Raw genomic sequence first — 25558 nt, 5'->3', positions numbered from 1 at the left:
GCTTGAACCTGCTTTTTATTGGGGGTTGGCCCGAGTGCTCGACAGCAGTGACGCCAGGTTGGCCGCTTTTGGCTTGACCAGCCAGAAGCGACGCAGGTAGTCGTCGAGGTTTTCCAGGAGTTTCGCGCCCCATGCGCTGCCGGTTTCGGCGACATATTCGCGCAGCACGTCCTGGAGATGGCTACGGTGGGCTTCCATAGCCTCACCGGTGATGCGCTGCAGGTTGACCAGCTCGTTGTTCACCCGGTCGACGAAGCTGTTGTCCATGTCGAGGACGTAGGCAAAACCGCCGGTCATGCCGGAGCCGAAGTTGTAGCCAGTCTTGCCAAGGACGCAGACAAAGCCGCCCGTCATGTATTCGCAGCAATGATCGCCCGTGCCTTCCACGACCGCGTGCGCGCCGGAGTTACGCACGGCAAATCGCTCGCCGGCAGTGCCGCCCGCGAACAGCTTGCCGCCCGTAGCGCCGTACAGGCAGGTGTTGCCGATGATCGCCGAATCCTGGGACTCGTACCCGCTGGCCTTCGGCTGGGTGACCACCAGTTTGCCGCCGGTCATACCTTTACCGACGTAGTCGTTGGCATCGCCTTCCAGATACAGATGCAGGCCGCCCGCGTTCCAGACGCCGAAGCTCTGCCCCGCAGTGCCCTTGAAGCGGAAGGTAATTGGCGCATCTTTCATGCCCTGGTTGCCGTGCACTTGGGCGATTTCGCCAGAGACCCGGGCACCGATGGAGCGATCGCAGTTGCAGATATCCAGCTCGAACTCACCGCCGCTCTTGGCGTCGATGGCTGCGCGAGCCAACTTGACCATTTCCTCGGCAAGCAGCCCCTGATCGAAGGGCGGGTTTTTCTCAACCTCGCAGAACTGCGGCTTGTCGGCCGGAATATGGTCGCTGCCGAGCAGCGGCGACAGGTCGAGATGGTTCTGCTTAGCAGTTTCGCCGGGTAGCAGTTCCAGTAGATCGGTACGCCCGATCAGTTCCTGCAGGCTGCGCACGCCGAGGCGGGCCAGCCACTCACGGGTTTCCTCGGCAACGAAGGTGAAGAAGTTGACCACCATGTCGACCGTGCCAATGAAGTGGTCCTTGCGCAGCTGATCATTCTGCGTGGCGATGCCGGTAGCGCAGTTGTTGAGGTGGCAGATGCGCAGGTATTTGCAGCCCAGCGCGATCATTGGCGCCGTGCCGAAGCCGAAGCTTTCTGCACCGAGGATCGCAGCCTTGACTACGTCGAGGCCGGTCTTCAGTCCGCCGTCCGTCTGTACCCGGACCTTGCCCCGCAGGTCATTACCACGCAGGGTCTGGTGGGTTTCAGCCAGGCCGAGTTCCCAGGGCGAACCGGCGTAACGGATGGAAGTCAGCGGCGAGGCGCCAGTGCCGCCGTCATAGCCGGAGATGGTGATAAGGTCGGCGTAGGCCTTGGCGACACCAGCGGCGATGGTACCGACACCAGGCTCTGCAACCAGTTTGACCGATACCAGCGCCTTTGGATTGACCTGCTTGAGGTCAAAGATCAGCTGGGCCAGATCTTCGATCGAATAGATGTCGTGGTGCGGCGGTGGCGAAATCAGCGTGACGCCCGGCACTGCGTAACGCAGCTTGGCGATCAGACCGTTGACCTTGCCGCCCGGCAGCTGACCACCCTCACCGGGCTTGGCACCCTGGGCGACCTTGATCTGCAGCACTTCGGCGTTGACCAGGTACTCAGGGGTGACACCGAAACGGCCAGTGGCCACCTGCTTGATCTTCGAGCTGCGCTCGGTGCGATAGCGCGACGGATCTTCGCCACCCTCACCGGAGTTGGAACGTGCGCCTATGCGGTTCATGGCCGCAGCGATCGCCTCATGCGCTTCCGGCGACAGCGCGCCGAGCGAGATGCCGGCCGAATCGAAGCGTTTGAGGATCTGCTCCAGCGGCTCGACTTCTTCAAGCGCAAGCGGCTGCTCCGACACTTTGAGCTTGAGCAGGTCACGCAGCATCGCCGCTGGACGCTGATCAACCAGTGCGGTGTATTCCTTGAAGCGGCTGTAGTCGCCTTCCTGCACGGCAACTTGCAGCGCCGCGACGACGTCGGGGTTGTAGGCGTGGTATTCGCCGCCGTAGACGAATTTCAGCAAACCGCCTTGCTGGATCGGCTTGCGTGCACTCCAGGCCTCGGTCGCCAATGCTTTCTGTTCAGCTTCCAGATCGACGAAGCGCGCACCTTTGATGCGGCTGGCGACTCCACGGAAACTAACGTCGACAATCTCGTCAGCCAGACCCACGGCTTCGAACAGCTGAGCGCCACGGTATGAGGTGATGGTTGAGATGCCCATCTTCGAGATGATTTTCAGCAGGCCCTTGGAGATCCCCTTGCGGTAGTGCTTGAACACCTCGTAGAGGTCGCCAAGGACTTCGCCAGTGCGGATCAGGTCGCCAAGCACTTCGAAAGCAAGGAACGGATAGACGGCGGTCGCACCGAAACCGATCAGAACGGCGAAGTGATGCGGATCGCGCGCAGTCGCGGTTTCCACCAGAATGTTGCAGTCGCAGCGCAGACCGGTTTCGATCAGACGGTGATGCACAGCACCTACGGCCAGCGATGCATGCACTGGCAGCTTGCCTGGCTGGATGTTGCGGTCGCTGAGAATCAGCATGACCTTGCCGCTGCGCACAGCTTCTTCGGCTTGGTCCGCGATATTGCGCACCGCGGCTTCCAGGCCGAGGGATTCGTCGTAGTTGAGGTCGATCAGATGGCGCTCGAAACCGGGACGGTCGAGTTCCATGATTGTCCGCCACTTCGCCGGAGAGATCACAGGCGTGGTGAGAATCGCCCGATTGGCATGATCGGCGGTTTCTTCAAAGACGTTACGCTCTGCGCCCAGGCAGGTTTCCAGCGACATCACGATTGATTCGCGCAGCGGGTCTATCGGCGGGTTGGTGACCTGCGCGAACTGCTGGCGGAAATAGTCGAATGGCGAGCGAACCCGACGCGACAGCACGGCCATGGGGGTGTCATCACCCATGGAGCCGACGGCTTCCTGCCCCTGCTCGGCGAGCGGACGCAGCACCTGATCACGCTCCTCGAAGGTGACCTGGAACATCTTCATGTATTGCTTGAGCTGGTCGGCATCATAAAACGCCGAGCCATGATCGTTGTCGTCCAGGGTCGACTGGATACGCAACGCGTTCTGGCGTAACCAGGTTTTATACGGATGCTGAGATTTCAGGCGACTATCGATGTCGTCCGTATGCAGAACCTGTCCTGTTTCGGTGTCCACAGCCAGGATCTGCCCCGGGCCGACGCGGCCCTTGGCGATCACGTCTTCCGGCTTGTAATCCCAGACGCCAACTTCGGAAGCAAGGGTGATGTAGCCATTTTTCGTCGTCACCCAGCGCGCCGGGCGCAGGCCATTGCGGTCCAGCAGACAGATCGCATGGCGGCCATCGGTAAGCACTACGCCCGCCGGGCCATCCCATGGCTCCATGTGCATGGAGTTGAACTCATAGAAGGCGCGCAGATCGGGATCCATGGTCTCGACGTTCTGCCAAGCCGGCGGGATGATCATGCGCAAGCCGCGGAACAAATCCATACCGCCGGTGACCAACAGCTCCAGCATGTTGTCCATGCTCGAGGAGTCAGAGCCCGTACGGTTGACCAGCGGATCGAGGCCTTCCAGGTCCGGAAGCAGCTCATTGGCGAACTTCAACCGACGCGCCTGCGCCCAGTTGCGGTTACCGGTGATAGTGTTGATCTCGCCGTTATGAGCCAGGAAGCGGAACGGCTGAGCCAGCGGCCATTGCGGCATCGTGTTGGTGGAGAAACGCTGATGGAACACGCAGATGGCGGTAGCCAGGCGCTCGTCGCCGAGATCGGGATAGAACTGCGCCAAATCGGCCGGCATCATCAAACCTTTGTAGATGATGTCCTTGTCGGAGAGGCTGCAGACATAAAATTCCTTGTCGCTTACCAGGGCCACTTCGGCCCGGCGGCGAGCGAAGAACAGCTTGATGCCGAAATCTCGTTCGGACAGGCCTTCCGCCGAAACGAACACCTGCTCGATTCGCGGCAGGCGTTCCAAGGCAAGGCGCCCCAGAACAGTGGTATCGACCGGAACCTCACGCCAGCCCACCAGGGTCAGTCCCTGGGCTGCGATTTGCTCGTTGAGGCTCGCGCGCGCCGTCTCGGCCTTGCCCGCATCCTGGCTGAGGAAAATCATACCGACAGCGTAGAGCGAAGGCAGATCGGCATCGAAATGCTGCTTGGCCGTGGCGCGCAGGAAGGCGTCAGGCTTCTGCATTAACAGCCCGCAACCATCGCCGGTTTTACCGTCGGCGTTGATGCCGCCTCGGTGAGTCATGCAGGTGAGGGATTGAATTGCGGTCTGAAGCAGGTGATGGCTTGCCTCGCCCTGCATGTGGGCGATCAGACCGAAGCCGCAGTTATCCTTGAACTCTTCAGGACGAAACAGACCTGCTCTCATAGGCACTCCACCAGCTAAATACGTTGTAAATCAACCCCTTATTGACGGCGCACAGAATCGCCCCGTCATACACGTGGGCAAAAGGGGGAGCAGTTTACAAAGCCCGGTAGAGAGGCACAATTTTATTTTTGCAAGCCCCAAAATGGGGCGTTGCGCACCGTTTTGGGGCGGTCACTGGCGAGACTGCGAAATCTCCTGCTGCACGCTAGCAAAGCTCCTCGCCCAAGGCTTGCCTGCCTGCAGCGAGGCCGGTAGCTTCTTGATAGCCTCCAAGGCAGCATTACGGGTGGCGAAACTCCCGTAGGTCACAACGTACAGAGGTTTACCCTGATGTTGCTTGACGAAATAACGGAAGCCCTCGCCCTGTCTTTTCACCAATGCCTCAGCGTTCGCCTGGGTCCGCGTACCCAGTACCTGGACTAGATAGTTGGTTTTCGACTGGCTGGCGTACCAATTCCCGGCTGCAGCAGGCTCATCCGCGGCAATCTGACGCACAGGCTCCCGCGGCACCTCTGCTACCCGATTGGGTTGCGCCGCTGGTGGCTGCACTGCGACTGGGGCTGCGATCTCTGCAGGAGCCTTAATATCGTCGACAGCCGGCTCCTCAACAGGTAACGGCTCCTCGATAGCCTGAGTAGATGAATCAGCCGCTTCTCCGCTACCGGCAGCGGCAAGTGGCTCCCGGATAACCGGCTGAGCCGGCGCGATCTCCGGCACAGCATCGACGCCCTCATCAAGCGCCTCGGTCACGGGGGCCGTCCCCAGCGGTAAAGCGGTGGTAGCAGGCGCTGTTGATGGCTCATCCGCGTCACGCATGAGCAAGGTGACCAAGACAATGAGAACAACCGCAACCAGAGCCAGCAAATGCTTCATGGGTAGCGGCAGATTCCACCCAGCCGACTTCCGACGCCCTTTGGATTGCTGCATCGTTTCAAGAAGTTCATCTCTGGCTGTCTGGTTTATGGCACCAGGCCAACCACCGGAATCGACATGGATTCGCTCGACCTGCTCCTCACTCAAACAGTCCAGCCCAGACCCGGCCCCTTCCAGGCGCAGCGCCAGATACTCCCGCGTCTCATCTTGCTCGTACGGCTGAAGCGCAATCACATGGAAGCGCTCTTCACCGTCCACCAATGCCTCTAGACGCGCTACCAGCGCATGCTCGCCGAAGAGAAAGACGTGCGGCCGCCCTTCCGGGCTGCCCTGAGCCAATCGTAGCAACGTTTCAACGGCTGCCCCGGTTAGTCGCTCGGCATCGTCAACCAGTAGATACACCTCCTGACCGGTCAATGCCAGTTGAATGATCTGCGCCATGATCGAGTCGAAGTCGGCGCGCTGACAGCCGACCGCTTGAGCGATCTGCTGCAAAAGAACATTCGAATCGAGCGTTTCCAGTGGCGAGATGACCACACTGTGGACAGCCTGCTTATTGCTGCTGGCTACGAGAGCCTGACGCACCAGCGTTTTGCCACTTCCTTCGGGCCCGGTCACCACCAGCAGCAGCTGGCTGTAGCGGGCAAGGTGATGCAACTGCCCAAGCACCGGCTTGCGCTGAGCAGGGAAGAACTTGAAGCCGGGTACGCGTGCAGCAAAGGGATCATGACTGAAGCCGTAATGGTTCAGGTACGAATCGTCGGCAGACAAACTGGACATGGAAATCTCTTAGGTTCTGACTATTGCTTAAGCGCTTCGTAGTTGACGTTCAATGTGGCCTCAAGCACTTCCCTAGGGAAGTCGCTCGTCACCACAGCCTCCCCCAGGCGCTTGAGCAGCACCAATCGCAACTGGCCATTCAGCACTTTCTTGTCGACCGCCATGTGCTTGAGAAAATCTTCGGCGCTCATGTCAGCTGGGGGCACAACTGGCAGACCGGCACCCGACAGTAAATGCACAGCCCTGTCTCGCTCCGCGGTGCTTATCCAGCCGAGCCGAGTCGACATCTCAAGAGCCATAACAGTGCCCGCCGACACCGCCTCACCATGCAGCCACGCCCCATAGCCCTGATGGGTCTCGATCGCATGACCGAACGTATGGCCAAGGTTCAGCGTGGCGCGAATACCAGCCTCGCGCTCGTCCGCGCCTACCACCTTGGCCTTTGCATCACAGGAGCGCTGTATCGCTTCGGTAAGCGCCTCCTGATTCAACGAACGAAGCTTGTCGACATTGTCCTCGAGCCAGCCCAGGAACGGCTCGTCACAGATCAAACCGTATTTGATCACCTCGGCCAGGCCTGCGGACAACTCGCGCGACGGCAGAGTCGCGAGAGTCGATGTGTCGATCAACACCGCCTGAGGCTGGTAGAACGCACCGATCATGTTCTTGCCGAGCGGATGGTTGATGCCCGTCTTGCCGCCAACGGACGAATCGACCTGAGACAAGAGCGTTGTCGGCACTTGAATGAAATCGACGCCTCGCTGATAGCTGGCAGCGGCAAAGCCAGCCATATCACCTATCACGCCACCCCCGAGTGCGATGATGGTGGTATTTCGATCATGCCTCGCCTTCAGCAGCGCATCGAAGATCAACTGCAAGGTCTGCCAGTTCTTGTGCGCCTCACCGTCAGGAAGCACGACCGGAGTCACGTGGAACCCGGCAAGACTGCGCGAAAGGCGCTCTAGGTAAAGCGGTGCAACGGTGTCGTTGGTGACGATCGCAACCTGCTTGCCACGGATATGGCAGGCCAACAGCTCACCGCGATCAATGAGCTGCTCGCCAATCAGAATCGGATAGCTACGCTCGCCGAGATCGACCTGAAGAGTCTGCATAGGGGCCCCACAATTAAAGGGAGCTAGGATAGCGCAGATCGCCCTAAGCTTTCACGAGGCCCGGGAGACTGAAGCTGACTGAGAATTTCCTGTACGACGAGGCGTGGTGGACGCTCGTCCGTCTGAATGATGATGTCAGCGATTTCGCGATACAACGGGTCCCGCACAGCCATCAATCCGGTAAGCACTGCGCGGGGATTCGGCGCTTGCAGCAATGGTCGATTGCGATCCCGGGAGGTGCGATCAAGCTGCTGATCGACCGAGGTGCATAGATAGATCACTTGCCCCCCAGTCCGCAAAACCTCGCGATTGTCTTCCCTAAGCACCGCACCGCCGCCTGTCGCAAGCACGACGCCACACATCTGGCATAGATCCTGGATGGCGGCGTGCTCCCGCTCACGAAAACCCTGCTCGCCCTCGACATCGAATATCAGCGGAATGCTGGCACCGGTGCGCTGCTCGATCTCCCTGTCGGAATCCCGAAAGGGGAGGCGAAGCTCCTTGGCAAGCAGGCGTCCGATGGTGCTTTTACCAGCGCCCATCGGACCCACGAGAATGATGTTCGGCATCAAGTATTTAACGGCTGGCTTGAATTGCCTGATTATTCATGATCCGCGGAGTTATGAATACCAGTAGCTCGGACTTTCTGTCCTGTACGAGGTCACGACGAAACACACGACCTACGAAAGGCAGATCCCCAAGAAACGGAACCTTATCAACCGACTTACTCTGAGTATTGGAAAATACACCGCCAATGACGATCGTCTCTCCGTCAGTAACCAATACCTTGGCATTGACCTCATTCTTGCGAATGGACGGAATACCGCCGGTGCTAGCGGCTTGAGAGAAATCCGGCTCGTCCTTGGTGACCTTGACTTCCATGATTATGCGGTTGTCAGGAGTAATCTGCGGCGTGACCTCCAAGGACAGCGCTGCCTCTTTGAATGAGGTACTAGTGGCGCCGCTGGAACTTGCTTCCTGATACGGAACCTCAGAACCTTTTAGAATTTTGGCAGTTTCCTTATCCGCGGTGACGACCTTCGGCTGGGAAACCACCTCACCGTTGCCGGTCTTTTCCATGGCCGAGAGCTGCAGGTCGAGGATGGCGTTGTTAGTGACAAAACCCAAACCAATCCCAGAGGTAGCACCGATTGCGCCCATATCAACGAACGGCAAGTTGAGCGGCGTTTCGCGAATGCCAGGGAAACGACCAACCTGCCCTTCGTCTCCATCCTCTACGCCCAAGTTGCCGCCTTTACCCCAAGCGTTCCATTTGTCACCCGCCCACAGGTTTCCACCCCAACGAACCCCAAGGCTCTTGTCATAGTCGACATTCGCTTCGACGATCCGAGCTTCAATCATGACTTGGCGGACCGGAATATCAAGCTGAGCGACAATCCGGCGGAGTTCGTCAAGACGCTCCTGAGTCTGGTAGGCGATGATGTTGTTAGTACGGTCATCAACAGCAATCGAGCCACGATCTTCACTCTCGCCACCCTTGTCGGTAACGGACTGGAATAAACGTGCGATGTCCGCAGCCTTGGCGTAGTTAACCTGTACAACCTCCCGACGCAGAGGCGCAAGCTCGGCAATCTGGCGCTGAGACTCCAACTCCTGGCGCTCGCGCGCGGCGATCTCGTCTGCCGGAGCCACCAGCAGAACATTGCCCACTTGGCGCTTGTCTAGACCTTTCGTTTTCAGCACTAGATCCAGCGCCTGATCCCAGGGCACGTTCTGCAAACGCAATGTGATGTTGCCCTGCACGGTGTCACTGGCCACCAAGTTCAGATCGGTGAAATCCGCGATCAACTGGAGAACAGAGCGAACGTCAATGTCCTGGAAGTTCAGCGACAGCTTCTCGCCGGAATAGGTGAAATGCTCAGCCTTGCGCTGCTCGGCATCTGCCTCGCTGAGCGGCTTGACGCTAATGGTGAGCTTGTCGTCAGCCTGGTAAGCCAAGTAGTCGTATCGGCCGCTCGGCTCGATGGCGATACTGGCACCATCACCCTTGCTGCTGGAATCAACAAATTTGACTGGCGTGGCAAAATCCTGGACGTCCAGCCGCACACGCAGCGATTCAGGCAACTGCGTTTTGGCAAAGGAAACGCGAATTTTACCGCCTTGCTCTTCAATACTTGGACTGACCGACGGATCAGACAAGGTGATCACTACGTTGCCTGCCCCATCTTCCCCGCGGCGAAAATCGATGTTGCTGATCGATTTATCTGCAGCCATGGCGGTGGCCGGCGCAACCGGCTTCGTTGAGACCACAGGAGAAGGCGCTGCAGCCCCGGAGCGCGCAGCGTTCTCGCCTAGCACCACGAACAGATTGTTACCGTCGACGCGGGTCGAGTAAGGGACCAGAGAGGTGAGGTTCACAATGAGCCGCGTGCGCCCCTGGGCCTCGACCACCGTCACGCTCCGCGCATTACCAACGCCAAGCTCATGGTTTTTCGATCCGAGCTTGCTGGACACGCCGGGCAGATCAAGAGCAATACGTGCAGGCTGATCAAGGGTGTAGCCACGCGGGGTTGGAACCGGCTCGTCGAAAGCCAGCTTCAGCTCAACGCGATCACCGGGCAACGATGCGACGTCAAGTGAGTTCAAATTTGCCGCCAGCAATGCAGGTGAAATGAACGCTGCCAGCAACGACAAACCGAGACGAGTGAGAGTGGTATTCATAAAAGGCTTCCGTTGTGCAGACCGGTATAGGTTTTCCATTTTTGCCATGACTCAAGAACGCTCTTTCAAGGTCAGGCTACGCGGGCGCTCAAGCCACCCACCCTCTCCGTCCGGAACGATTTCAAGCACATCCACCTCGGCTTCGCTGATCTCAACGATACGGCCATGGTTGCGCCCCAGATAGTCACCGACCTTGACTCGGTGAACCCCATCACCACCTTTGATCAAGGCGTAGTTGCCTTCGCCCTTGGCCAGCGTCCCGACCATGACGAAGTTTTCAATATTGAATTCTTCAAGAAATTGCTTAATGCGGGTTTCGTCGGGCCGAATGTCTTTTGTACCTTTCTGCCGCTGAGTCAGATCAATCTTCATTGGCGGCTGGAAGGGGTGACGCAACGACGCTGCACTGTAGGTAAAGGCCTCGTATGGGAGAAACGCCGGCAGCGGCTCGATCGAACCTTTCGGTTTGGCTCGTACTTCATCCATGTAACTGCGCAGATCGTCGAAATCTCCGCTCACACCGCACCCGCTCAGCACCAGCGTGCCAAGGGTTATCGCTACAAGTCGGACTCCTCTCATTTCTGCAGCCCCTTGTCGTTATAGCGATATGTCTTGGCCAGGATGCTCATGTGCAGCTTGGATGACGAATCCTTACTGTTCGGCTTAATTTCGAAATCATGCAGCGTAACGATGCGCGGCAAGCTCGCTACGCCACTGACAAAAGTCGCAAGATCGTGATAGCTGCCTACTACCTTGATCTGTATCGGCAGCTCAATATAGAACTGCTGGGTCACTTCCGGCTGCAGCTTGATCTCTTCGAATTCGAGCCCGCTGCCCAGGCCAGTGCGGGTAATGTCTTCAAGCAAACCCGGCACCTCGGTATCACTAGGCAACTGCCGCAGCAAAGCACCGAAAGATGCCTCCATCTCGACCATCTGCGCCTTGTACGCTTCCAGGTTCGCAGCCTGAAATGCCTTGGTGGAGAACTGCTGCTTGAGCCTGTCCTCCTCGGCTATTTGCTGATCCAGATTGGCTTGCAGGTCGCTGAGGTAGAAGTAGTAACCACCCCCGAGCATCAGGGCCATCAGCAATATCGCCGCGATCACCTTTACCGCTGCTGGCCAGGACCCAAGGTTGTTCATGTCCAGATCGGACAAATCTACGCTACGGAGACTCTCCATCGAGCTAGCCAGACTCATGGCTTATCTCCTTCAACAGCAGCGGCCGGTTGTGTCTGTTGCACCGTTAGCTGAAACACATTTTCCTGATCAACCGCCCCAGCGGTGACAGCCTTCACTTCGTTCAGGTTCGGCGCATCCAGCCAATCAGAGCCATCCAAATTACGCATCAGATTAGAGACTCGGTTGTTTGATTCAGCCGCGCCAACGATCGCGATGTTTTTCCCGGTCATCTTCAGCCCGGTGAAATAGACGCCATCGGGAAGCGTGCGAACCAGCTGGTCGAATACTCGACCGATGATCGGGCGGTTACCCTGGAGATCCTGAATGATCTTCATACGCTCGAGCAGTTGCTGCCGACGCTCTCTCAATTCCTTGATCTCGGCTATCCGCGTATCCAGAACGGCAATTTCCTTGCGAACGAAATCATTCCGCGCATTCTGTTGCTCGATCGCATGGGTGAAGTACTGATCAGCAAGAAACAATAAACCCACTGCAACTACAGCCACCCCGCCCAGCGACACCAGGAATCGCTGTTTACGCTCTTCACGCTGCTGCTCGCGCCAAGGTAAAAGGTTAATCCGGGCCATCAGTCGAAACTCCTCAAGGCCAATCCACAGGCGATCATCATGGATGGCGCATCACTGGCGAGGGCACCTGCGTTGACCTTGCTGCTCAAGGCCATATCGGCGAACGGGTTGGCAACTAAAGTCTGGGTTCCGATTTTCTGTTGAATCAGACGATCCAGTCCCGGAACGGATGCCGTACCACCGGCCAACAGAATGTAGTCAACATCGTGGAACTGCCCAGCAGCGAAGAAAAATTGAAGAGAACGCGAAACCTGTTGAACGACTGCCTCCTTGAACGGCTGCAACACCTCACTGTCATAGTCGTCTGGAAGACCACCCTGCTTCTTAGCCAGACCAGCCTCTTCCATTGACAGGCCGTAGCGTCGTTGAATCTCCTCCGTGAGCTGACGACCACCGAACAGCTGCTCACGCGTATAGATAGTCCGGCCGTTGTGCAGAACGCTCAGCGTAGTCATGGTCGCACCGATGTCGACCAGCGCGACGGTCAGCTCATCGTGTCCGGCGCCTAATTGGGGCGCCAGCAAACCATAAGAGCGCTCCAACGCGTACGCTTCTACGTCCACGACCTTAGCCGTCAGCCCGGCCAAAGCGAGCGCAGCTTCACGTATTTCCACGTTTTCCTTGCGGCACGCTGCTAGCAGCACTTCAACCCGGCCGGGCGAACGCGCTGCAGGGCCCTGCACCTCGAAGTCGATAGCGACCTCTTCTAAAGGGTAGGGAATATACTGGTCTGCTTCGATTTTCAGCTGATTTTCAAGGTCGTCATCACTGAGCCCGGCTTCCATCTCGATGCTTTTAGTGATGACTGCTGAACCGGAGACCGCCACCGCAGCAGACTTGACCCCGGTTTTCGCCTTTACCAATAGCCGGGAAAGCGCCTGCCCCACGCCCTCCAGTTCAGCAATATTCTTTTCAACCACAGCGTTAGGCGGAAGTGGCTCGACCGCATAGGACTCGACCCGGTACCGGGAACCTGAGCGGCTTAATTCCAGCAGCTTGACGGATGTCGAACTGATGTCGATTCCAAGCAGCGTGTTCGCTTTCTTAGTGAAGAGCCCTATCACGGCCGATTTCCTATCTCTATCCGCTACTTACGGATTAATTATGTTTGTCAGCATTAGATAACAGCCTTGACAGAAGCGCAAATGGCTCCCCTACAGAAAAACCGCTTATAATGTGACCGGTTTTTCCTTTCAGCACCGTCTGCGGCATACACCTCATTCCCCATCCTGGATTCAATGAACCCCGATGCGTTTTCTGAAGTTTTTCCTATGGTCGTGCTTGGCTATTTTCTGCGGACTGTTGCTTAGTCTAAGCGGCGCGTTTCTCTACCTCAGCCCCAATCTGCCGTCAGTCGACTCGCTACGCAGCATACAGCTCCAGATTCCGCTGCGTGTCTATAGCCAGGATGACAAGCTGATCGCCGAATACGGCGAAATGCGACGCTCTCCTATCAACTTCGATCAGATCCCCAAGGATTTCATCGCCGCGCTGCTCTCAGCAGAAGACGATAATTTCGCGAATCATTATGGCGTTGATGTTTCCAGCTTGATGCGCGCTGCCACGCAATTATTGAAAACCGGGCACATTCAGACCGGTGGCAGCACCATCACCATGCAGGTAGCGAAGAATTACTTCCTGACCAGCGAGCGCAGCTTTTCACGCAAGATCAACGAAATTCTGCTCGCTCTGCAGATCGAGCGAGAGCTCAGCAAGGATGAGATCCTTGAGCTCTACGTCAACAAGATCTACCTAGGTAACCGCTCCTACGGAATAGAAGCGGCAGCGCAGGTTTACTATGGCAAATCAATCGGCGAGCTAAGCCTAGGGCAGCTAGCCATGATTGCCGGCCTGCCCAAGGCGCCTTCGGCATTCAATCCACTCGCGAACAAGGAGCGAGCCAAAGAACGACGTGACTGGATTCTTGGCCGGATGTACCGGCTAGGAAAACTAGACGAGGCCCGCTATCAGCAAGCATTGGCAGAGCCCGTCGATGCTTCCTACCACGGCTACTCGCCCGAGCTTGACGCACCTTATATCGCCGAAATGGCCCGTGCCGAAATGGTCGGTCGCTTCGGTAGCACAGCCTACACTGATGGGTTCCGCGTCTATACCACCCCAAGCAGCGAGCGTCAGATCGCAGCCAACCAAGCACTCATTCAGGGGCTAATCGAGTATGACCAGCGCCATGGCTATCGTGGCCTGGAAGCTCATCTAACGGGTGTGAATCAAGCGGACTGGCTGAAACAGCTCGGTGACTATCGCAGCCAGTCTGGGTTGCAGCCGGCGGTCGTTAGTCGCGTGTCGAACGACTCCGTCCAAGCCATCCTTCGGGACGGCAGCGAGCACAGCGTCAGCTGGGAAAGCATGAAGTGGGCTCGACCGTTCATTAACACCAACAGCCTTGGCCCCCGACCAAAGACACCTTCGGAGGTGGTCAAACCGGGAGATGTCATCCGGATTCGCTTTGTCGATGGCGAAGCGCTTTTCAGTCAGATACCGCAGGCACAGGGTGCGCTGGTATCTCTCGATCCACTAGACGGGTCCATTGAAGCGTTGACCGGCGGCTTTTCCTTTGGTCAAAGCAATTACAACCGCGCCATCCAGGCCAAGCGCCAGCCTGGCTCAAGCTTCAAACCCTTCGTCTATAGCGCAGCGCTGGATGCAGGTTTTACCCCCGCGACGCTTGTCAACGACGCACCTATCGTATTCGTCGAAGAAGGGCTGGATCGCGTTTGGCGTCCCAAGAACGACAACAACACTTTCCTCGGCCCGATCCGCCTTCGAGAAGCGCTGTACAAATCACGTAACCTGGTTTCGATTCGCCTGTTGCAAACCCTGGGTATTCCGCAAACCATCGATTACATCAAACGCTTTGGCTTCAAGCCCGAAGACCTTCCAGCGAACCTGTCGCTAGCACTTGGCACGGCAACCTTGACACCGATGGAAATCGCTACCGGCTGGACGGCATTTGCCAACGGCGGCTACAAGATAGAGCCCTACCTGATTGAGCGAATCGAGGACCGAGACGGGAAGGTGATATTCAGCGCGGACCCAGTGCGCGTGCCTGAGCGTGACATCGCTCAACAATCTTCGGCAGACGATAATGAGCAGACCGCCGTCGCCTACGCGCAGACAGACTCGTTCATTGACGACAACAGTTCTGAGCCAGCCCGCCAACCGCCTAGGCATGCTGAACAAATCATCGATGATCGCACCGCTTACATCATGACCAGCATGCTGCAAGACGTCATTAAGCGAGGCACAGGCAGACGAGCCCTGGCGATGGGCCGTGGCGATATTGCGGGCAAGACCGGAACCACCAACGAGTCGAAAGACAGCTGGTTCTCTGGTTATAACGCCGATATTGTCACCACCGTCTGGACCGGGTTCGATCAGCCTCAGAGCCTAGGCCGCCACGAGTACGGCGGTACGGTGGCACTGCCCATCTGGATGAAATATATGAGCACGGTACTGGAGGGCAAGCCAGAGCACGCCCCCGCCGAACCCGAAGGTATTCTGACCCTGCGCATTGATCCAGAGAGCGGTCGCGCAGCGGCCCCTGGAACGCAAGATGCCTATTTCGAAATCTTCCGAAGTGAGGATTCGCCTCCGAACATGGACGACGAATTGATTCCTGGAGCGACAATCCCTGGCAGCCCTCTACCGGCCAGCGAAACAGCACCAATGGATCTTTTCTAAAGGCCGCGGCTACGTTAGAGCGCAGCGGAGTTCCGTAAATTTTTCTACGGTGATCAATAACAAAAAACCGGCCAATGGCCGGTTTTTTTACTGTCCGCCTTAACGCGGCGCTACAGGCAACCTAATCACCCACCAAATACGTCGTCTACTGACTTTAGCGGGTAGTGCGATGGATACGGCAGGGTCGCCACACCGCTTTCGATGGCAGCCTTGGCCACCGCATCGGAAACCAGTGTGATCAGGCGCCGGTCCATGGGCTTCGGAATAATGTACTCACGGCCGAACTCCAGACTGTCAACGCCATAGGCAGCCGCCACTTCAGCCGGCACCGGTAGCTTGGCGAGGTCACGCAACGCCAGCGCAGCCGCTATCTTCATTTCCTCGTTGATACGCTTGGCCCGGACGTCCAGCGCACCGCGGAAGATGAACGGAAAGCCCAGTACGTTATTGACCTGGTTCGGATAATCGGAACGGCCAGTTGCCATGATCACATCGGAGCGGGTCGCGTGCGCCAGCTCGGGGCTGATCTCAGGATCCGGGTTGGAGCAGGCAAATACCACTGGGTTCGCAGCCATGCGCTTGAGGCCTTCAGCAGTCAGCAGATTGGCACCCGATAGACCTACGAAAACATCAGCACCGTCTAGAGCATCATCCAGGGTGCGCTTGTCGGTCTCATGTGCGAACACCGCCTTGTACTGGTTGAGATCATCACGACCAGCATGGATGACACCCTTGCGATCGATCATGAAAATGTTCTCGATCTTAGCGCCCATGCTCACCAGCAACTTCATGCAGGAAGTTGCTGCGGCACCGGCACCAAGGCAGACGATCTTCGCCTGCTCCAACGTCTTGCCGGCAATTTCAAGTGCATTGAGCATGCCCGCTGCTGTGACGATAGCCGTACCGTGCTGGTCATCATGGAACACCGGAATGTCGCACTGCTCGATCAAGGTCCGCTCGATTTCGAAGCACTCGGGCGCCTTGATATCTTCCAGATTGATGCCACCAAAGGTGATGGAGATGCGCTTGACCGTATCGATAAAGGCCTGGGGACTTTCCGCATCGACTTCGATATCGAATACGTCGACTCCGGCAAATCGCTTGAACAGTACGCCTTTGCCTTCCATGACCGGTTTGGACGCCAATGGCCCCAGGTTTCCGAGACCAAGAATGGCGGTGCCGTCGGAGATCACCGCGACCAGATTGCCTTTGCCGGTGTAACGATAAGCCAACTCAGGGTCTCGGGCGATCTCCCGAACCGGCTCTGCCACGCCTGGACTGTAGGCCAGCGAAAGGTCGCGAGCAGTGGACGTGGGCTTGGTCAGCTCAACGCTCAACTTTCCCGGACGGGGCTGGGAATGGTAGTCGAGAGCGGCAGTTTTCAGGTCAGTCATGGGGCATTTCCGCTTATTTTTACTGGGACAGACAGGTGGTCGAGGATACGCCAAGATCAAGCGCCGTCACAAGGGAACGGGAAATCTGACTGTCAAGGCCTGGCGATACGACTTTTGGCGACCGTTTCAGGACAAAGGCACGAGCATTGACGGGTGGCTCAGCCTCAACAACCAACGCGCCCGCCGCGACCGATCACCACGACGCTTTCGATCAATGACCCACCCCCTGACCTCGACATCCTTTCCAGCCAGGCCGCTGAGCGCATCATCGAAGGCGGCTACAGCGTGAGGCGGGATCTGCACCACAAGCGAACCACCTAGCTCCAACCAGACGCCTCCCCGGTTGGTCTCCATGCGTTCAACACGGGCCCGGACAATTGCAAAGCCACCGCTGCGCACGCGCTCCGCTGCGATCACCGGAGGTTGCCGCCAAATCCCTTTTCCAGCCGACCGCGCCTGTTGCTCTGCCTTTCGATGGCACTCGGCCAGAGAAACATTCGGTGCGATAGCGACAAAGAAGCCTAATCCCTCAGCAAGCATTAGTGCTTCCAGGTTTTCGCCATGCCTGTCGAAGACATGGGCAAGAACGCGGCCGTAATGGTCTTTGGACTGCTGGCCAGGACGCATAGCCACGTAACCGTCATTGGCGCTCACCAACGATTGCAGCCGGCTCCTGGCAGCCTCCGCAAACGGCTCGGCGTGGCGCCCGTTGCGGCCCATTTCGGTTGCGTTCAACCCAATGAGCCGCACGCTGCGCCCGTCGGCCAGCCGCAGCGTATCTCCATCTATGACCGTCGCCACCTTCATGCGAGAGAGCGGCTCGCTCACCGAGCAAAGCGCCGCTGCTTGCAAACTGAAGAAGACAGAAACGAAAAAGGCGCCCACTAGGGGCGCCTTTTTCAGCTCGAAGAATCTCATTGGATTCCCGTAGCGACGGCAGCTTATTACTTGGCGCCGAACACACCAAAACGCTGCTTGAAGCGGTCGATACGGCCGCCGGTATCCAGCACTTTCTGCTTGCCAGTGTAGAACGGGTGGCACTCGGAGCAAACGTCGATGCTCAGGTCCTTGGCCAGCGTAGAGCGAGTCTTGATGACGTTGCCGCAGCTGCAAGTGGCGTCGATTTCTACGTAATTAGGATGGATATCGGCTTTCATGGGTAAATCCTCTAGGACTTGTGCCGCCACCCGACCCTATGTCGAGTACCGCACGGAAGGGCGCGAATAATAACAGAGCAGCAAAGTGATGCAAGGGCAGCCGATCGGACAGACACCTCCAGCCTCTCGCATGCAACCAAACAGCCCGAAGCATAGGCAAACCTGCTACCCCGCCGGATCGTTTAACATCGGCATTCGCCGCCAAGGACTATCGCGTGCCTCGACCCATACTCCGCCTCGCACTGCCATCGCCATTGCGCAGACTCTTCGATTACCTCCCCCCTGCTGGCGTTTCCGACGCTGGGCTGCAGCCTGGGATGCGCTTGCGGGTGCCATTTGGGCGACGCGAAATCATCGGAATACTCGTCGAGGTCGTCAGCCACAGCGAAGTCCCTGAGGCAAAGCTCAAACCGGCATTGGAACTGCTTGATGCGCGATCACCTCTGCCATCGCCGCTGTTCAAGCTGTGCCTATGGACCGCACAGTATTACCAACACAGCCTCGGCGACACCTTCAGCTGGGCGCTGCCAGTCCTGCTACGCCAGGGCGAGCCTGCCGAGGCGAGGCAGGAGCGCTTCTGGCATGCGGCCAATGGCGCGCGGCCCGAAGACCCCAGACTGAGCCGGGCGCCACGCCAGCGTGACGCACTCAAGACCATCGCGCAGCATCCGCACGGCGTGGCGCACACCCTGCTTTCCCAGCTTCAGCTGAGCAAGGACAGCCTTGACCTGTTGCTGCAAAAAGGCCTGCTACGCGTCGAAACCCGGCGCCGTCACCAGGCCCAGCGACATCAGGGCAGCTGGCTGCTGCAACCGGAACTACCGTTGAACCAGCAGCAACGCGCCGCTTTCGAAGCCATTCGCGCCGGCCTGGATGGCTTTCAGACGTACCTGCTCGCCGGCGTCACCGGGAGTGGCAAGACCGAGGTCTACCTGCAGCTCATCCATCAGGTGCTTGAGGCGGGCAAGCAGGCGCTGGTGTTGATTCCAGAAATCAACCTCGGCCCGCAGACCCTGGCTCGCTTCGAGCGGCGCTTCAATGCCCGCATCGCCTTGCTCCACTCCAACGTCAACGACCGCGAACGCCTGGATGCCTGGCTCGCGGCACGGGACGGCGAGGCAGACATCATTATTGGCACGCGCTCGGCACTGTTCACCCCGATGAAAAATCCCGGGCTCATCATCCTCGATGAGGAGCACGATGCTTCCTATAAACAGCAGGAGGGGCTGCGTTATCACGCACGTGACCTGGCCGTGGTCAGAGCGCGCCAGGAAAACGTTCCGATCCTGCTAGGGTCGGCAACGCCGTCACTGGAAAGCTTGCACAACGCCCACAGCGGACGCTATGCACTGTTAAAGCTGACCGAGCGCGCCGGCGGCGCACAGCCGCCCCGCTTCCTTCGCCTGGACATTAAGAGCCGCCCTCTCGATTCCGGCATTTCCGGCCCGCTGCAGCAGGCCATGGCGCAGACACTGGCTGCCGGGCAGCAGGTACTGGTGTTCCTCAACCGGCGCGGCTTCGCCCCCTCCCTGCTGTGCCACGACTGCGGGTGGATCGGCCAGTGTCCGCGCTGTGACGCCAGAATGACCCTGCATCAACGCCACAATGAACTGCGCTGTCACCACTGCGGGCATGCCGAACGCCCCCCGCACAGCTGCCCGGACTGCGCCAAGCTCGACCTGAGACCTGTAGGCGCGGGTACCGAGCGCGCGGAAGAGCGGCTCACAACGCTCTTTCCTGACTACCCGGTGCTGCGCATCGATCGTGACAGCACGTCCCGCAAGGGCTCGATGGAGCATTTGCTGACCACCATCAACCGCGGCGAGCCGTGCCTGCTGGTGGGCACTCAGATGCTTGCAAAGGGTCATCACTTCCCCCGAGTGACCCTGGTCGCCATTCTTGATGCCGATGGTGGGCTGTTCTCGGCAGACTTCCGTGCGAGTGAACGCATGGCGCAGCTCATCGTCCAGGTAGCCGGCCGCGCAGGGCGAGCTGAAGAGCCCGGCAAGGTGATCATCCAGACGCATCTGGCTGATCACCCGTTGCTGGTCCAGCTGACCGAACAGGGCTATTTCGCCTTTGCTGAGCAGGCGTTGAGCGAGCGACGCGCGGCCGGCTTGCCACCTTTCAGCCATCTGGCACTATTGCGCGCCGAGGCGACGAAACCCGGCCAGGCCGAAGACTTCCTCGACGAGGCCTGCAGCCAGGCCGAACAGCTGATGGTGCAACTCGACCTGACGGGTGTCGAGTTACTAGGGCCAGTACCCGCTCCGATGGAGCGACGCGCTGGACGTTTCCGCGCACAGCTGCTGCTACAAGCCAACGCTCGCGGGCCTCTGCATAACCTCATGAACGCCTGGTTGCCGCAGGTGGAAACGTTGCCGGGTAGCCGCAGCGTTCGCTGGTCACTGGATGTCGACCCGATCGACCTGTTCTGATGTAGGCCGGCCACAGAGGCTCCAGCGCAACTAAGCGCCTTAAGCCTTGAAGGTTCGCCCTCGTGGCACCGATAATGCCCAGTTTTCGACCAAAGCCTACGGCCGACCGAGCACATCATGAAAGACAGCATCCGCCATCTGATCCAGCAAGCCCTGGCCCGTCTCACCGCTGAAGGCGTGCTGCCGGAGGGGTCGAACCCAACCATCCAGGTGGAGAACACCCGTGACAAGTCCCACGGGGACTTCGCCAGCAATGTCGCGATGATGCTGGCCAAGCCCGCCGGGATGAAGCCCCGCGACCTGGCCCAGAAGCTGATTGATGCACTGCCGGCAGACCCGAGCGTCAGCAAAGTGGAAATTGCCGGCCCTGGCTTTCTCAACTTCTTCCAGAACAGCGCCGCGCTGGCTCAACGCCTTGATGCCGCCCTTGCCGATCCACTGCTCGGAGTAAGCAAAACGGGCTCCAGACAACGCGTCGTGGTTGACCTGTCCTCACCGAACCTGGCGAAGGAAATGCACGTCGGCCACCTGCGCTCGACCATCATTGGCGACGCCGTGGCGCGCGTACTTGAATTCCTCGGTGATGAAGTAATCCGGCAGAACCACGTAGGCGATTGGGGCACGCAGTTCGGCATGCTGCTGGCTTATGTGATGGAGCAGCCCAAGGGTTTCGACTCACCCGAGCTGGCGGACCTGGAAGGCTTCTACCGAGCGGCAAAGCAACGGTTCGACGAGTCGCCCGAGTTTGCCGAACGTGCGCGCAAACTCGTCGTGGAGCTTCAGGCCGGCGACGCCGAGTGCCTGCGACTGTGGAAGCAATTCAACGAGCTCTCACTCAGCCATGCGCAACAAGTCTATGACCGCCTCAACGTCCGCCTCACCCCGGAAGACGTCAAAGGCGAAAGCGCCTACAACGCCGAACTTGCCGATATAGTCTCGTCGCTCAAGGCCAAAGGTCTGTTGAGCGAAAGCAACGGCGCCCAGTGCGTTTTTCTCGATGAATTCAAGAACGCCGAAGGCAACCCGCTCCCGGTGATTGTGCAGAAAGCCGGCGGTGGCTACCTCTACGCGACTACCGACCTGGCGTCCATGCGCTACCGCAGTCAGCAGCTCAAGGCCGATCGCGCGCTGTATTTTGTCGATCAGCGCCAGGCGCTGCATTTCCAGATGACCTTCGAGGTGGCCAGGCGCGCTGACTTCGTCCGCAGCGACATGCAGCTCGAGCATATGGGCTTCGGCACCATGAACGGTGCAGATGGCCGCCCCTTCAAAACCCGTGATGGCGGCACCGTGAAGCTGGTCGACCTGCTCGATGAAGCCGAGCAGCGTGCCTACAGCCTGGTTAAAGGCAAAAACCCGGATCTGGACGAAGGGGAGCTGCGGCAGATAGCCCACGCTGTCGGCATCGGCGCAGTGAAATATGCGGACCTGTCCAAGCACCGCACCAGCGATTACAGCTTCAACTTCGAGCAGATGCTCAGCTTCGAAGGCAACACTGCCCCCTACCTGCTATACGCCTACACCCGAGTCGCCAGCGTGTTTCGCAAGCTGGGTACCGGCATGGATGGAGTCGGCGGCGAGATCAACCTGGAAGCCGAACAAGAGCAAGCGCTAGGCGCAAAGCTGGCTCAGTTCGCCGAGGTGCTCAACGGTGTCGGCGAGAAGGGTGTTCCCCACCTGTTGTGCAGCTATCTATACGATCTGGCAGGGCTGTTCTCCAGCTTCTACGAACATTGCCCGATACTCACCGCTGAGAACGAGACGGTCAAACAGAGTCGCCTGCGCCTGGCCGCCCTGACCGGCAAAACGCTGAAACAGGGTCTTGCCCTGCTTGGCCTGGAAACGCTGGAGCGGATGTAAGTGGCAGCCAGGAAGAAACCCGCCCCGAAACGTGGCGCGAGCCGCTACCAGGCACCTGCCAAAAAGCCGGTACCCGGCTGGATCTGGCTCGTATGTGGCCTGGTGATCGGCGGCTTCATCGTGTTCCTGATGAACCTCGAACCTGGCGGCGATGAAATCAAGCGCACCAAGGACTCAGCCAAATCCAAGGAGCAGCCGAAGCGTTCATCCCCCACCACGAGCCAGCCTGCGAAACCGAAGTACGACTTCTATACGCTGCTGCCTGAGTCGGAAGTGATCTTTCCGCCCGAGGCGCCAAAGCCTGAGCCTGAGCCGCCCAAGCCGGTCACACAAGAGGAAGCGGCCAAGATTGACGCCGCGCGCGCCGAAGCCGCTCTGAATGGCCAGGTCCCTCCGCCCCCGCCTACAGTGGCCAAGGCACCGGTGACTCAGTTCTTCTTGCAGGCCGGTTCGTTCCGCAAGAAGCCTGAAGCGGAAAAGGTCAGGGCGCAGATCATTCTGCTCGGCCAGGATGTACGGGTTGAGAACGTGACCGTGCGTGACGAGGACTGGTACCGGGTGCTGGTCGGGCCATTTGCCGACCGGGCAAGACTCGATCAGGCCCAGAAGACGCTATCAGCAAGCGGCTACAAGAACCTGCTGCTGCAACAGCGTCAGGCGCGCTGAACCGAGGCCTTCGAGCACAGCGCTGGAGACAGCGCTGCTTCTCTATCGACCTGCGGGACCCGCCCGGCGCTCAGCTTTTGCGGTCCCGAGGCGCGTAGGCGAATACGTCTGCACGCATCTGTTTGGCATCCATTCCCGCCTCCACCAACGCATCCAGCGTGCCATAGACCATGGCGGGAGAGCCGCTGGCATAAACGTGAACTGGCTCGAGATCGGTGAAGTCCTCGCAGACCGCTTCATGCAGCATGCCGCGCCGTCCCGACCAGTCACCGAGGTCGCTGACGATCTGGTGCAGTGACAGATTGGGCATCTGCTGCCATTCCTGCCAATGCGGCAACTGATAGAAATCTTCCGGGCGCCGCACGCCCCAGTACAGGTGTACCGGATAGGCGAAGCCCTCGGCGCGGCAATGTTCGATCAGACTGTGCATCTGGGCCATGCCGGTGCCTGCTGCAATCAACACCAGCGGCCCCTCCGGCAATTCGGCGAGGTGTGTATCACCAAACGGCATCTGCACGCGGGCCGTTCCGGTGCGCCTGATCAGCTCCAGCAGGTCGATGGCGGACGATTCGCGCGCCAGCACATGGAGCTCAAGCTCACGTCCGCGGCCTGGTGCGGACGCTAGCGAAAAGGCGCTGTACTCCCCGTCTTCCCGCTCCAGCAGTACGTATTGCCCAGCGTGATAGCGTGGCAATTTTCCAGCCGGTGCGCGCAGCAGCAGGCGAAACACGTCGCCGCCCACATCTTCGCAGCTGACGAGCTGGCAACTGAGCGTGCGCACCGGAAGCTCCCCCGGTGCGAGCACGCCATCCCACAGCAGAACGCAATCTTCTTCGGGCTCCGCCAGACAGGCGAACACTTCGCCATGATCATGGCTTTCACCACGCTGACGCACCCGGCCGTCTACCAGCAGGGCAGCGCAGATCAGGCAATTACCGTTACGACATGCCTGCGGACAGTCGTAGCCCAGCCGCCGCGCAGCGTCGAGGATCAACTCACCTCGCTCGACGTCCAGCACTGCTCCGGAGGGTTGCAGAGTTACTTTCATCAATAAAAAACCTGAGTAAATGCGCGACTGGTCATCAGTCGATGCCCAGGTCGGCCCAGAGTTCGTCGACCCTACGCTTCACCGCCTCATCCTGCACGATGGCGCGTCCCCATTCACGAGTAGTCTCGCCGGGCCACTTGTGGGTGGCATCAAGGCCCATTTTGCTGCCAAGGCCGGACACTGGCGAGGCGAAGTCGAGATAATCGATCGGTGTGTTTTCAATCAGCACCGTATCGCGCTTGGGATCCATGCGCGTGGTGATCGCCCAGATCACGTCATTCCAGTCCCGGGCATTGATGTCATCGTCGGTGACAATGACGAACTTGGTGTACATGAACTGCCGCAGGAAGCTCCACACGCCCAGCATCACACGCTTGGCATGGCCGGGGTACTGCTTTTTCATGGTCACCACCGCCATGCGGTAGGAACAGCCTTCCGGTGGCAGGTAGAAATCAGTGATTTCCGGGAACTGCTTCTGCAGGATCGGAACGAACACCTCATTGAGCGCAACGCCGAGAATTGCCGGCTCGTCCGGCGGCCTTCCGGTATAGGTGCTGTGGTAGATCGCATCGCGGCGCTGGGTGATACGCTCGACGGTGAACACCGGGAAGCGGTCGACTTCGTTGTAGTAGCCGGTGTGATCACCGTACGGCCCCTCATCCGCCATTTCGCCAGGCTGGATATACCCTTCCAGAACGATTTCAGCCCCGGCCGGTACCTGCAGGTCGCTGCCCTGGCATTTGACCAGCTCGGTACGGCTGCCGCGTAGCAGGCCAGCAAAGGCGTATTCGGACAGCGAATCCGGAACCGGCGTGACGGCGCCGAGAATCGTGGCCGGATCGGCGCCGAGCGCCACCGCCACCGGATAGGGTCGGTCGGGATATTTCTCGCACCACTCACGAAAATCCAGCGCGCCGCCTCGATGACTAAGCCAGCGCATGATGACCTTATTGCGACCGATCACCTGTTGGCGATAGATACCCAGGTTCTGTCGCTCTTTGTTGGGGCCTTTGGTAATCGTCAGGCCCCAGGTGATCAGCGGCCCAGCATCCCCCGACCAGCAGGTCTGCACCGGCAACCGGGACAGATCGACATCATCACCTTCGATGATCACTTCCTGACAGGGCGCGTCCTTGAGGACCTTGGGCGCCATGCTGATGACCTTCTTGTAGATCGGCAGCTTGTTCCAGGCGTCCTTCAGGCCCTTCGGCGGCTCCGGCTCTTTGAGAAAAGCCAAGAGTTTGCCGATCTCGCGCAGCTCGGATACTTCGTTGGCACCCATGCCCAGGGCAACACGCTTGGGCGTGCCGAAGAGGTTGCCGAGAACTGGCATATCGAAACCGGTCGGATTCTCGAACAGCAGCGCCGGGCCCTGCTTGCGCAGAGTCCGATCGCAGATTTCGGTCATTTCCAGAACCGGGGAAACGGCGGTTGAAACGCGCTTGAGTTCACCGCGCTGTTCCAGACCTCGGATAAAGTCGCGCAGATCGCGATACTGCATGCTTGAGCCTCACAGGGGCCGGCAGGGGCGGAAAGTGTAGCCTTGGCGCAGGCCGATACAAAACCTGCAGACAGACAAAGGCCGGGTTTCCCCGGCCTCGGCAACAACCACAG

At 58.9% G+C, this 25558-nt stretch carries 18 protein-coding genes; 4 read left to right on the top strand and 14 right to left on the bottom strand.

Translation table 11 applies throughout. The annotated features are described in order from the left end of the window. Positions 1-15 precede the first annotated feature (15 nt). The 9 genes from gltB to CXK96_RS15360 all read right to left on the bottom strand — a co-directional run bounded on the left by gltB (position 16) and on the right by CXK96_RS15360 (position 12743). Complete coding sequence (gene gltB / locus CXK96_RS15400) at positions 16-4464, bottom strand: glutamate synthase large subunit (RefSeq protein WP_102837322.1); 4449 nt, start codon at positions 4462-4464, stop codon at positions 16-18. 171 nt (positions 4465-4635) lie between these two features. After that, the gene (locus CXK96_RS15395; protein WP_102837321.1) at positions 4636-6117 is read right to left on the bottom strand and encodes an SPOR domain-containing protein; all 1482 of its coding nucleotides are present in this window, start codon (positions 6115-6117) and stop codon (positions 4636-4638) included. Positions 6118-6137: 20 nt separating this feature from the next. Beyond that, a complete protein-coding gene (gene aroB / locus CXK96_RS15390; RefSeq protein ID WP_102837320.1) occupies positions 6138-7229 on the bottom strand; it encodes a 3-dehydroquinate synthase in 1092 nt (363 codons plus the stop codon). A 23-nt stretch (positions 7230-7252) separates the two neighbouring features. Further along, positions 7253-7798, bottom strand: a complete 546-nt coding sequence (aroK, locus tag CXK96_RS15385; RefSeq protein ID WP_102837319.1) for a shikimate kinase AroK — start codon at positions 7796-7798, stop codon at positions 7253-7255. A 7-nt stretch (positions 7799-7805) separates the two neighbouring features. Further along, positions 7806-9911 (bottom strand): type IV pilus secretin PilQ, encoded by a 2106-nt coding sequence (gene pilQ / locus CXK96_RS15380; RefSeq protein WP_102837318.1) that lies wholly within the window; start codon positions 9909-9911, stop codon positions 7806-7808. A gap of 51 nt (positions 9912-9962) precedes the next feature. Further along, positions 9963-10490, bottom strand: a complete 528-nt coding sequence (gene pilP / locus CXK96_RS15375; RefSeq protein ID WP_102837317.1) for a type 4a pilus biogenesis lipoprotein PilP — start codon at positions 10488-10490, stop codon at positions 9963-9965. Then, positions 10487-11110, bottom strand: a complete 624-nt coding sequence (pilO, locus tag CXK96_RS15370; RefSeq protein WP_102837316.1) for a type 4a pilus biogenesis protein PilO — start codon at positions 11108-11110, stop codon at positions 10487-10489. Before pilO ends, pilP begins: the two co-directional genes overlap by 4 nt. Next, entirely contained in the window at positions 11107-11679 is a 573-nt protein-coding gene (gene pilN, locus CXK96_RS15365; RefSeq protein WP_102837315.1) for a type 4a pilus biogenesis protein PilN, read from the bottom strand. The genes pilO and pilN overlap by 4 nt, the downstream gene beginning before the upstream one ends. Next, positions 11679-12743, bottom strand: coding sequence for a pilus assembly protein PilM (locus tag CXK96_RS15360; RefSeq protein ID WP_102837314.1), 1065 nt, complete (start codon positions 12741-12743; stop codon positions 11679-11681). Before CXK96_RS15360 ends, pilN begins: the two co-directional genes overlap by 1 nt. A gap of 184 nt (positions 12744-12927) precedes the next feature. Between CXK96_RS15360 and CXK96_RS15355 the strand changes: the two genes are divergently transcribed. Further along, complete coding sequence (locus CXK96_RS15355; RefSeq protein WP_102837313.1) at positions 12928-15381, top strand: penicillin-binding protein 1A; 2454 nt, start codon at positions 12928-12930, stop codon at positions 15379-15381. Positions 15382-15506: 125 nt separating this feature from the next. Here CXK96_RS15355 and CXK96_RS15350 read toward each other — a convergent pair whose 3' ends face one another. From CXK96_RS15350 to rpmE, 3 genes are all read right to left on the bottom strand, one after another. Beyond that, positions 15507-16775 carry a malic enzyme-like NAD(P)-binding protein gene (locus CXK96_RS15350; protein WP_102837312.1) on the bottom strand — a complete coding sequence of 423 codons (1269 nt, stop codon included), beginning with the start codon at positions 16773-16775 and terminating at the stop codon, positions 15507-15509. A 126-nt stretch (positions 16776-16901) separates the two neighbouring features. Further along, positions 16902-17693, bottom strand: a complete 792-nt coding sequence (locus tag CXK96_RS15345; protein WP_102837311.1) for a thermonuclease family protein — start codon at positions 17691-17693, stop codon at positions 16902-16904. Positions 17694-17719: 26 nt separating this feature from the next. Further along, on the bottom strand, positions 17720-17932 hold the full coding sequence (gene rpmE, locus CXK96_RS15340) for a 50S ribosomal protein L31 (protein WP_102837310.1): 213 nt from the start codon (positions 17930-17932) through the stop codon (positions 17720-17722). Between the two features lie 215 nt (positions 17933-18147). On the opposite strand from rpmE, the gene CXK96_RS15335 reads away from it, so the two are divergent. The 3 genes from CXK96_RS15335 to CXK96_RS15325 all read left to right on the top strand — a co-directional run bounded on the left by CXK96_RS15335 (position 18148) and on the right by CXK96_RS15325 (position 22896). Continuing rightward, complete coding sequence (locus CXK96_RS15335; protein ID WP_102837309.1) at positions 18148-20370, top strand: primosomal protein N'; 2223 nt, start codon at positions 18148-18150, stop codon at positions 20368-20370. Positions 20371-20487: 117 nt separating this feature from the next. Beyond that, entirely contained in the window at positions 20488-22230 is a 1743-nt protein-coding gene (gene argS, locus CXK96_RS15330) for an arginine--tRNA ligase (RefSeq protein ID WP_102837308.1), read from the top strand. Continuing rightward, positions 22231-22896 carry an SPOR domain-containing protein gene (locus tag CXK96_RS15325; protein WP_102837307.1) on the top strand — a complete coding sequence of 222 codons (666 nt, stop codon included), beginning with the start codon at positions 22231-22233 and terminating at the stop codon, positions 22894-22896. 70 nt (positions 22897-22966) lie between these two features. Here CXK96_RS15325 and CXK96_RS15320 read toward each other — a convergent pair whose 3' ends face one another. Both CXK96_RS15320 and ubiD read right to left on the bottom strand, forming a co-directional pair. Continuing rightward, on the bottom strand, positions 22967-23944 hold the full coding sequence (locus CXK96_RS15320) for a CDP-6-deoxy-delta-3,4-glucoseen reductase (RefSeq protein ID WP_102837306.1): 978 nt from the start codon (positions 23942-23944) through the stop codon (positions 22967-22969). Between the two features lie 34 nt (positions 23945-23978). After that, positions 23979-25445, bottom strand: a complete 1467-nt coding sequence (gene ubiD / locus CXK96_RS15315) for a 4-hydroxy-3-polyprenylbenzoate decarboxylase (RefSeq protein ID WP_102837305.1) — start codon at positions 25443-25445, stop codon at positions 23979-23981. Between the last annotated feature and the right edge of the window lie 113 nt (positions 25446-25558).

Source organism: Stutzerimonas stutzeri (assembly GCF_002890895.1).
Classification (GTDB): domain Bacteria; phylum Pseudomonadota; class Gammaproteobacteria; order Pseudomonadales; family Pseudomonadaceae; genus Stutzerimonas; species Stutzerimonas stutzeri_AB.
The sequence above is the reverse complement of the archived record's forward strand: the minus strand, read 5'-3'. Positions and strand labels throughout refer to the sequence as shown.

What these genes read in the sequence shown, in the direction of transcription:
- gltB (WP_102837322.1), bottom strand. Translation starts at nt 4,464, where the DNA reads ATGAGAGCAGGTCTGTTTCGTCCTGAAGAGTTCAAGGATAACTGCGGC.
- CXK96_RS15395 (WP_102837321.1), bottom strand. Translation starts at nt 6,117, where the DNA reads ATGTCCAGTTTGTCTGCCGACGATTCGTACCTGAACCATTACGGCTTC.
- aroB (WP_102837320.1), bottom strand. Translation starts at nt 7,229, where the DNA reads ATGCAGACTCTTCAGGTCGATCTCGGCGAGCGTAGCTATCCGATTCTG.
- aroK (WP_102837319.1), bottom strand. Translation starts at nt 7,798, where the DNA reads ATGCCGAACATCATTCTCGTGGGTCCGATGGGCGCTGGTAAAAGCACC.
- pilQ (WP_102837318.1), bottom strand. Translation starts at nt 9,911, where the DNA reads ATGAATACCACTCTCACTCGTCTCGGTTTGTCGTTGCTGGCAGCGTTC.
- pilP (WP_102837317.1), bottom strand. Translation starts at nt 10,490, where the DNA reads ATGAGAGGAGTCCGACTTGTAGCGATAACCCTTGGCACGCTGGTGCTG.
- pilO (WP_102837316.1), bottom strand. Translation starts at nt 11,110, where the DNA reads ATGAGTCTGGCTAGCTCGATGGAGAGTCTCCGTAGCGTAGATTTGTCC.
- pilN (WP_102837315.1), bottom strand. Translation starts at nt 11,679, where the DNA reads ATGGCCCGGATTAACCTTTTACCTTGGCGCGAGCAGCAGCGTGAAGAG.
- CXK96_RS15355 (WP_102837313.1), top strand. Translation starts at nt 12,928, where the DNA reads ATGCGTTTTCTGAAGTTTTTCCTATGGTCGTGCTTGGCTATTTTCTGC.
- CXK96_RS15350 (WP_102837312.1), bottom strand. Translation starts at nt 16,775, where the DNA reads ATGACTGACCTGAAAACTGCCGCTCTCGACTACCATTCCCAGCCCCGT.
- CXK96_RS15345 (WP_102837311.1), bottom strand. Translation starts at nt 17,693, where the DNA reads ATGAGATTCTTCGAGCTGAAAAAGGCGCCCCTAGTGGGCGCCTTTTTC.
- rpmE (WP_102837310.1), bottom strand. Translation starts at nt 17,932, where the DNA reads ATGAAAGCCGATATCCATCCTAATTACGTAGAAATCGACGCCACTTGC.
- argS (WP_102837308.1), top strand. Translation starts at nt 20,488, where the DNA reads ATGAAAGACAGCATCCGCCATCTGATCCAGCAAGCCCTGGCCCGTCTC.
- CXK96_RS15320 (WP_102837306.1), bottom strand. Translation starts at nt 23,944, where the DNA reads ATGAAAGTAACTCTGCAACCCTCCGGAGCAGTGCTGGACGTCGAGCGA.
- ubiD (WP_102837305.1), bottom strand. Translation starts at nt 25,445, where the DNA reads ATGCAGTATCGCGATCTGCGCGACTTTATCCGAGGTCTGGAACAGCGC.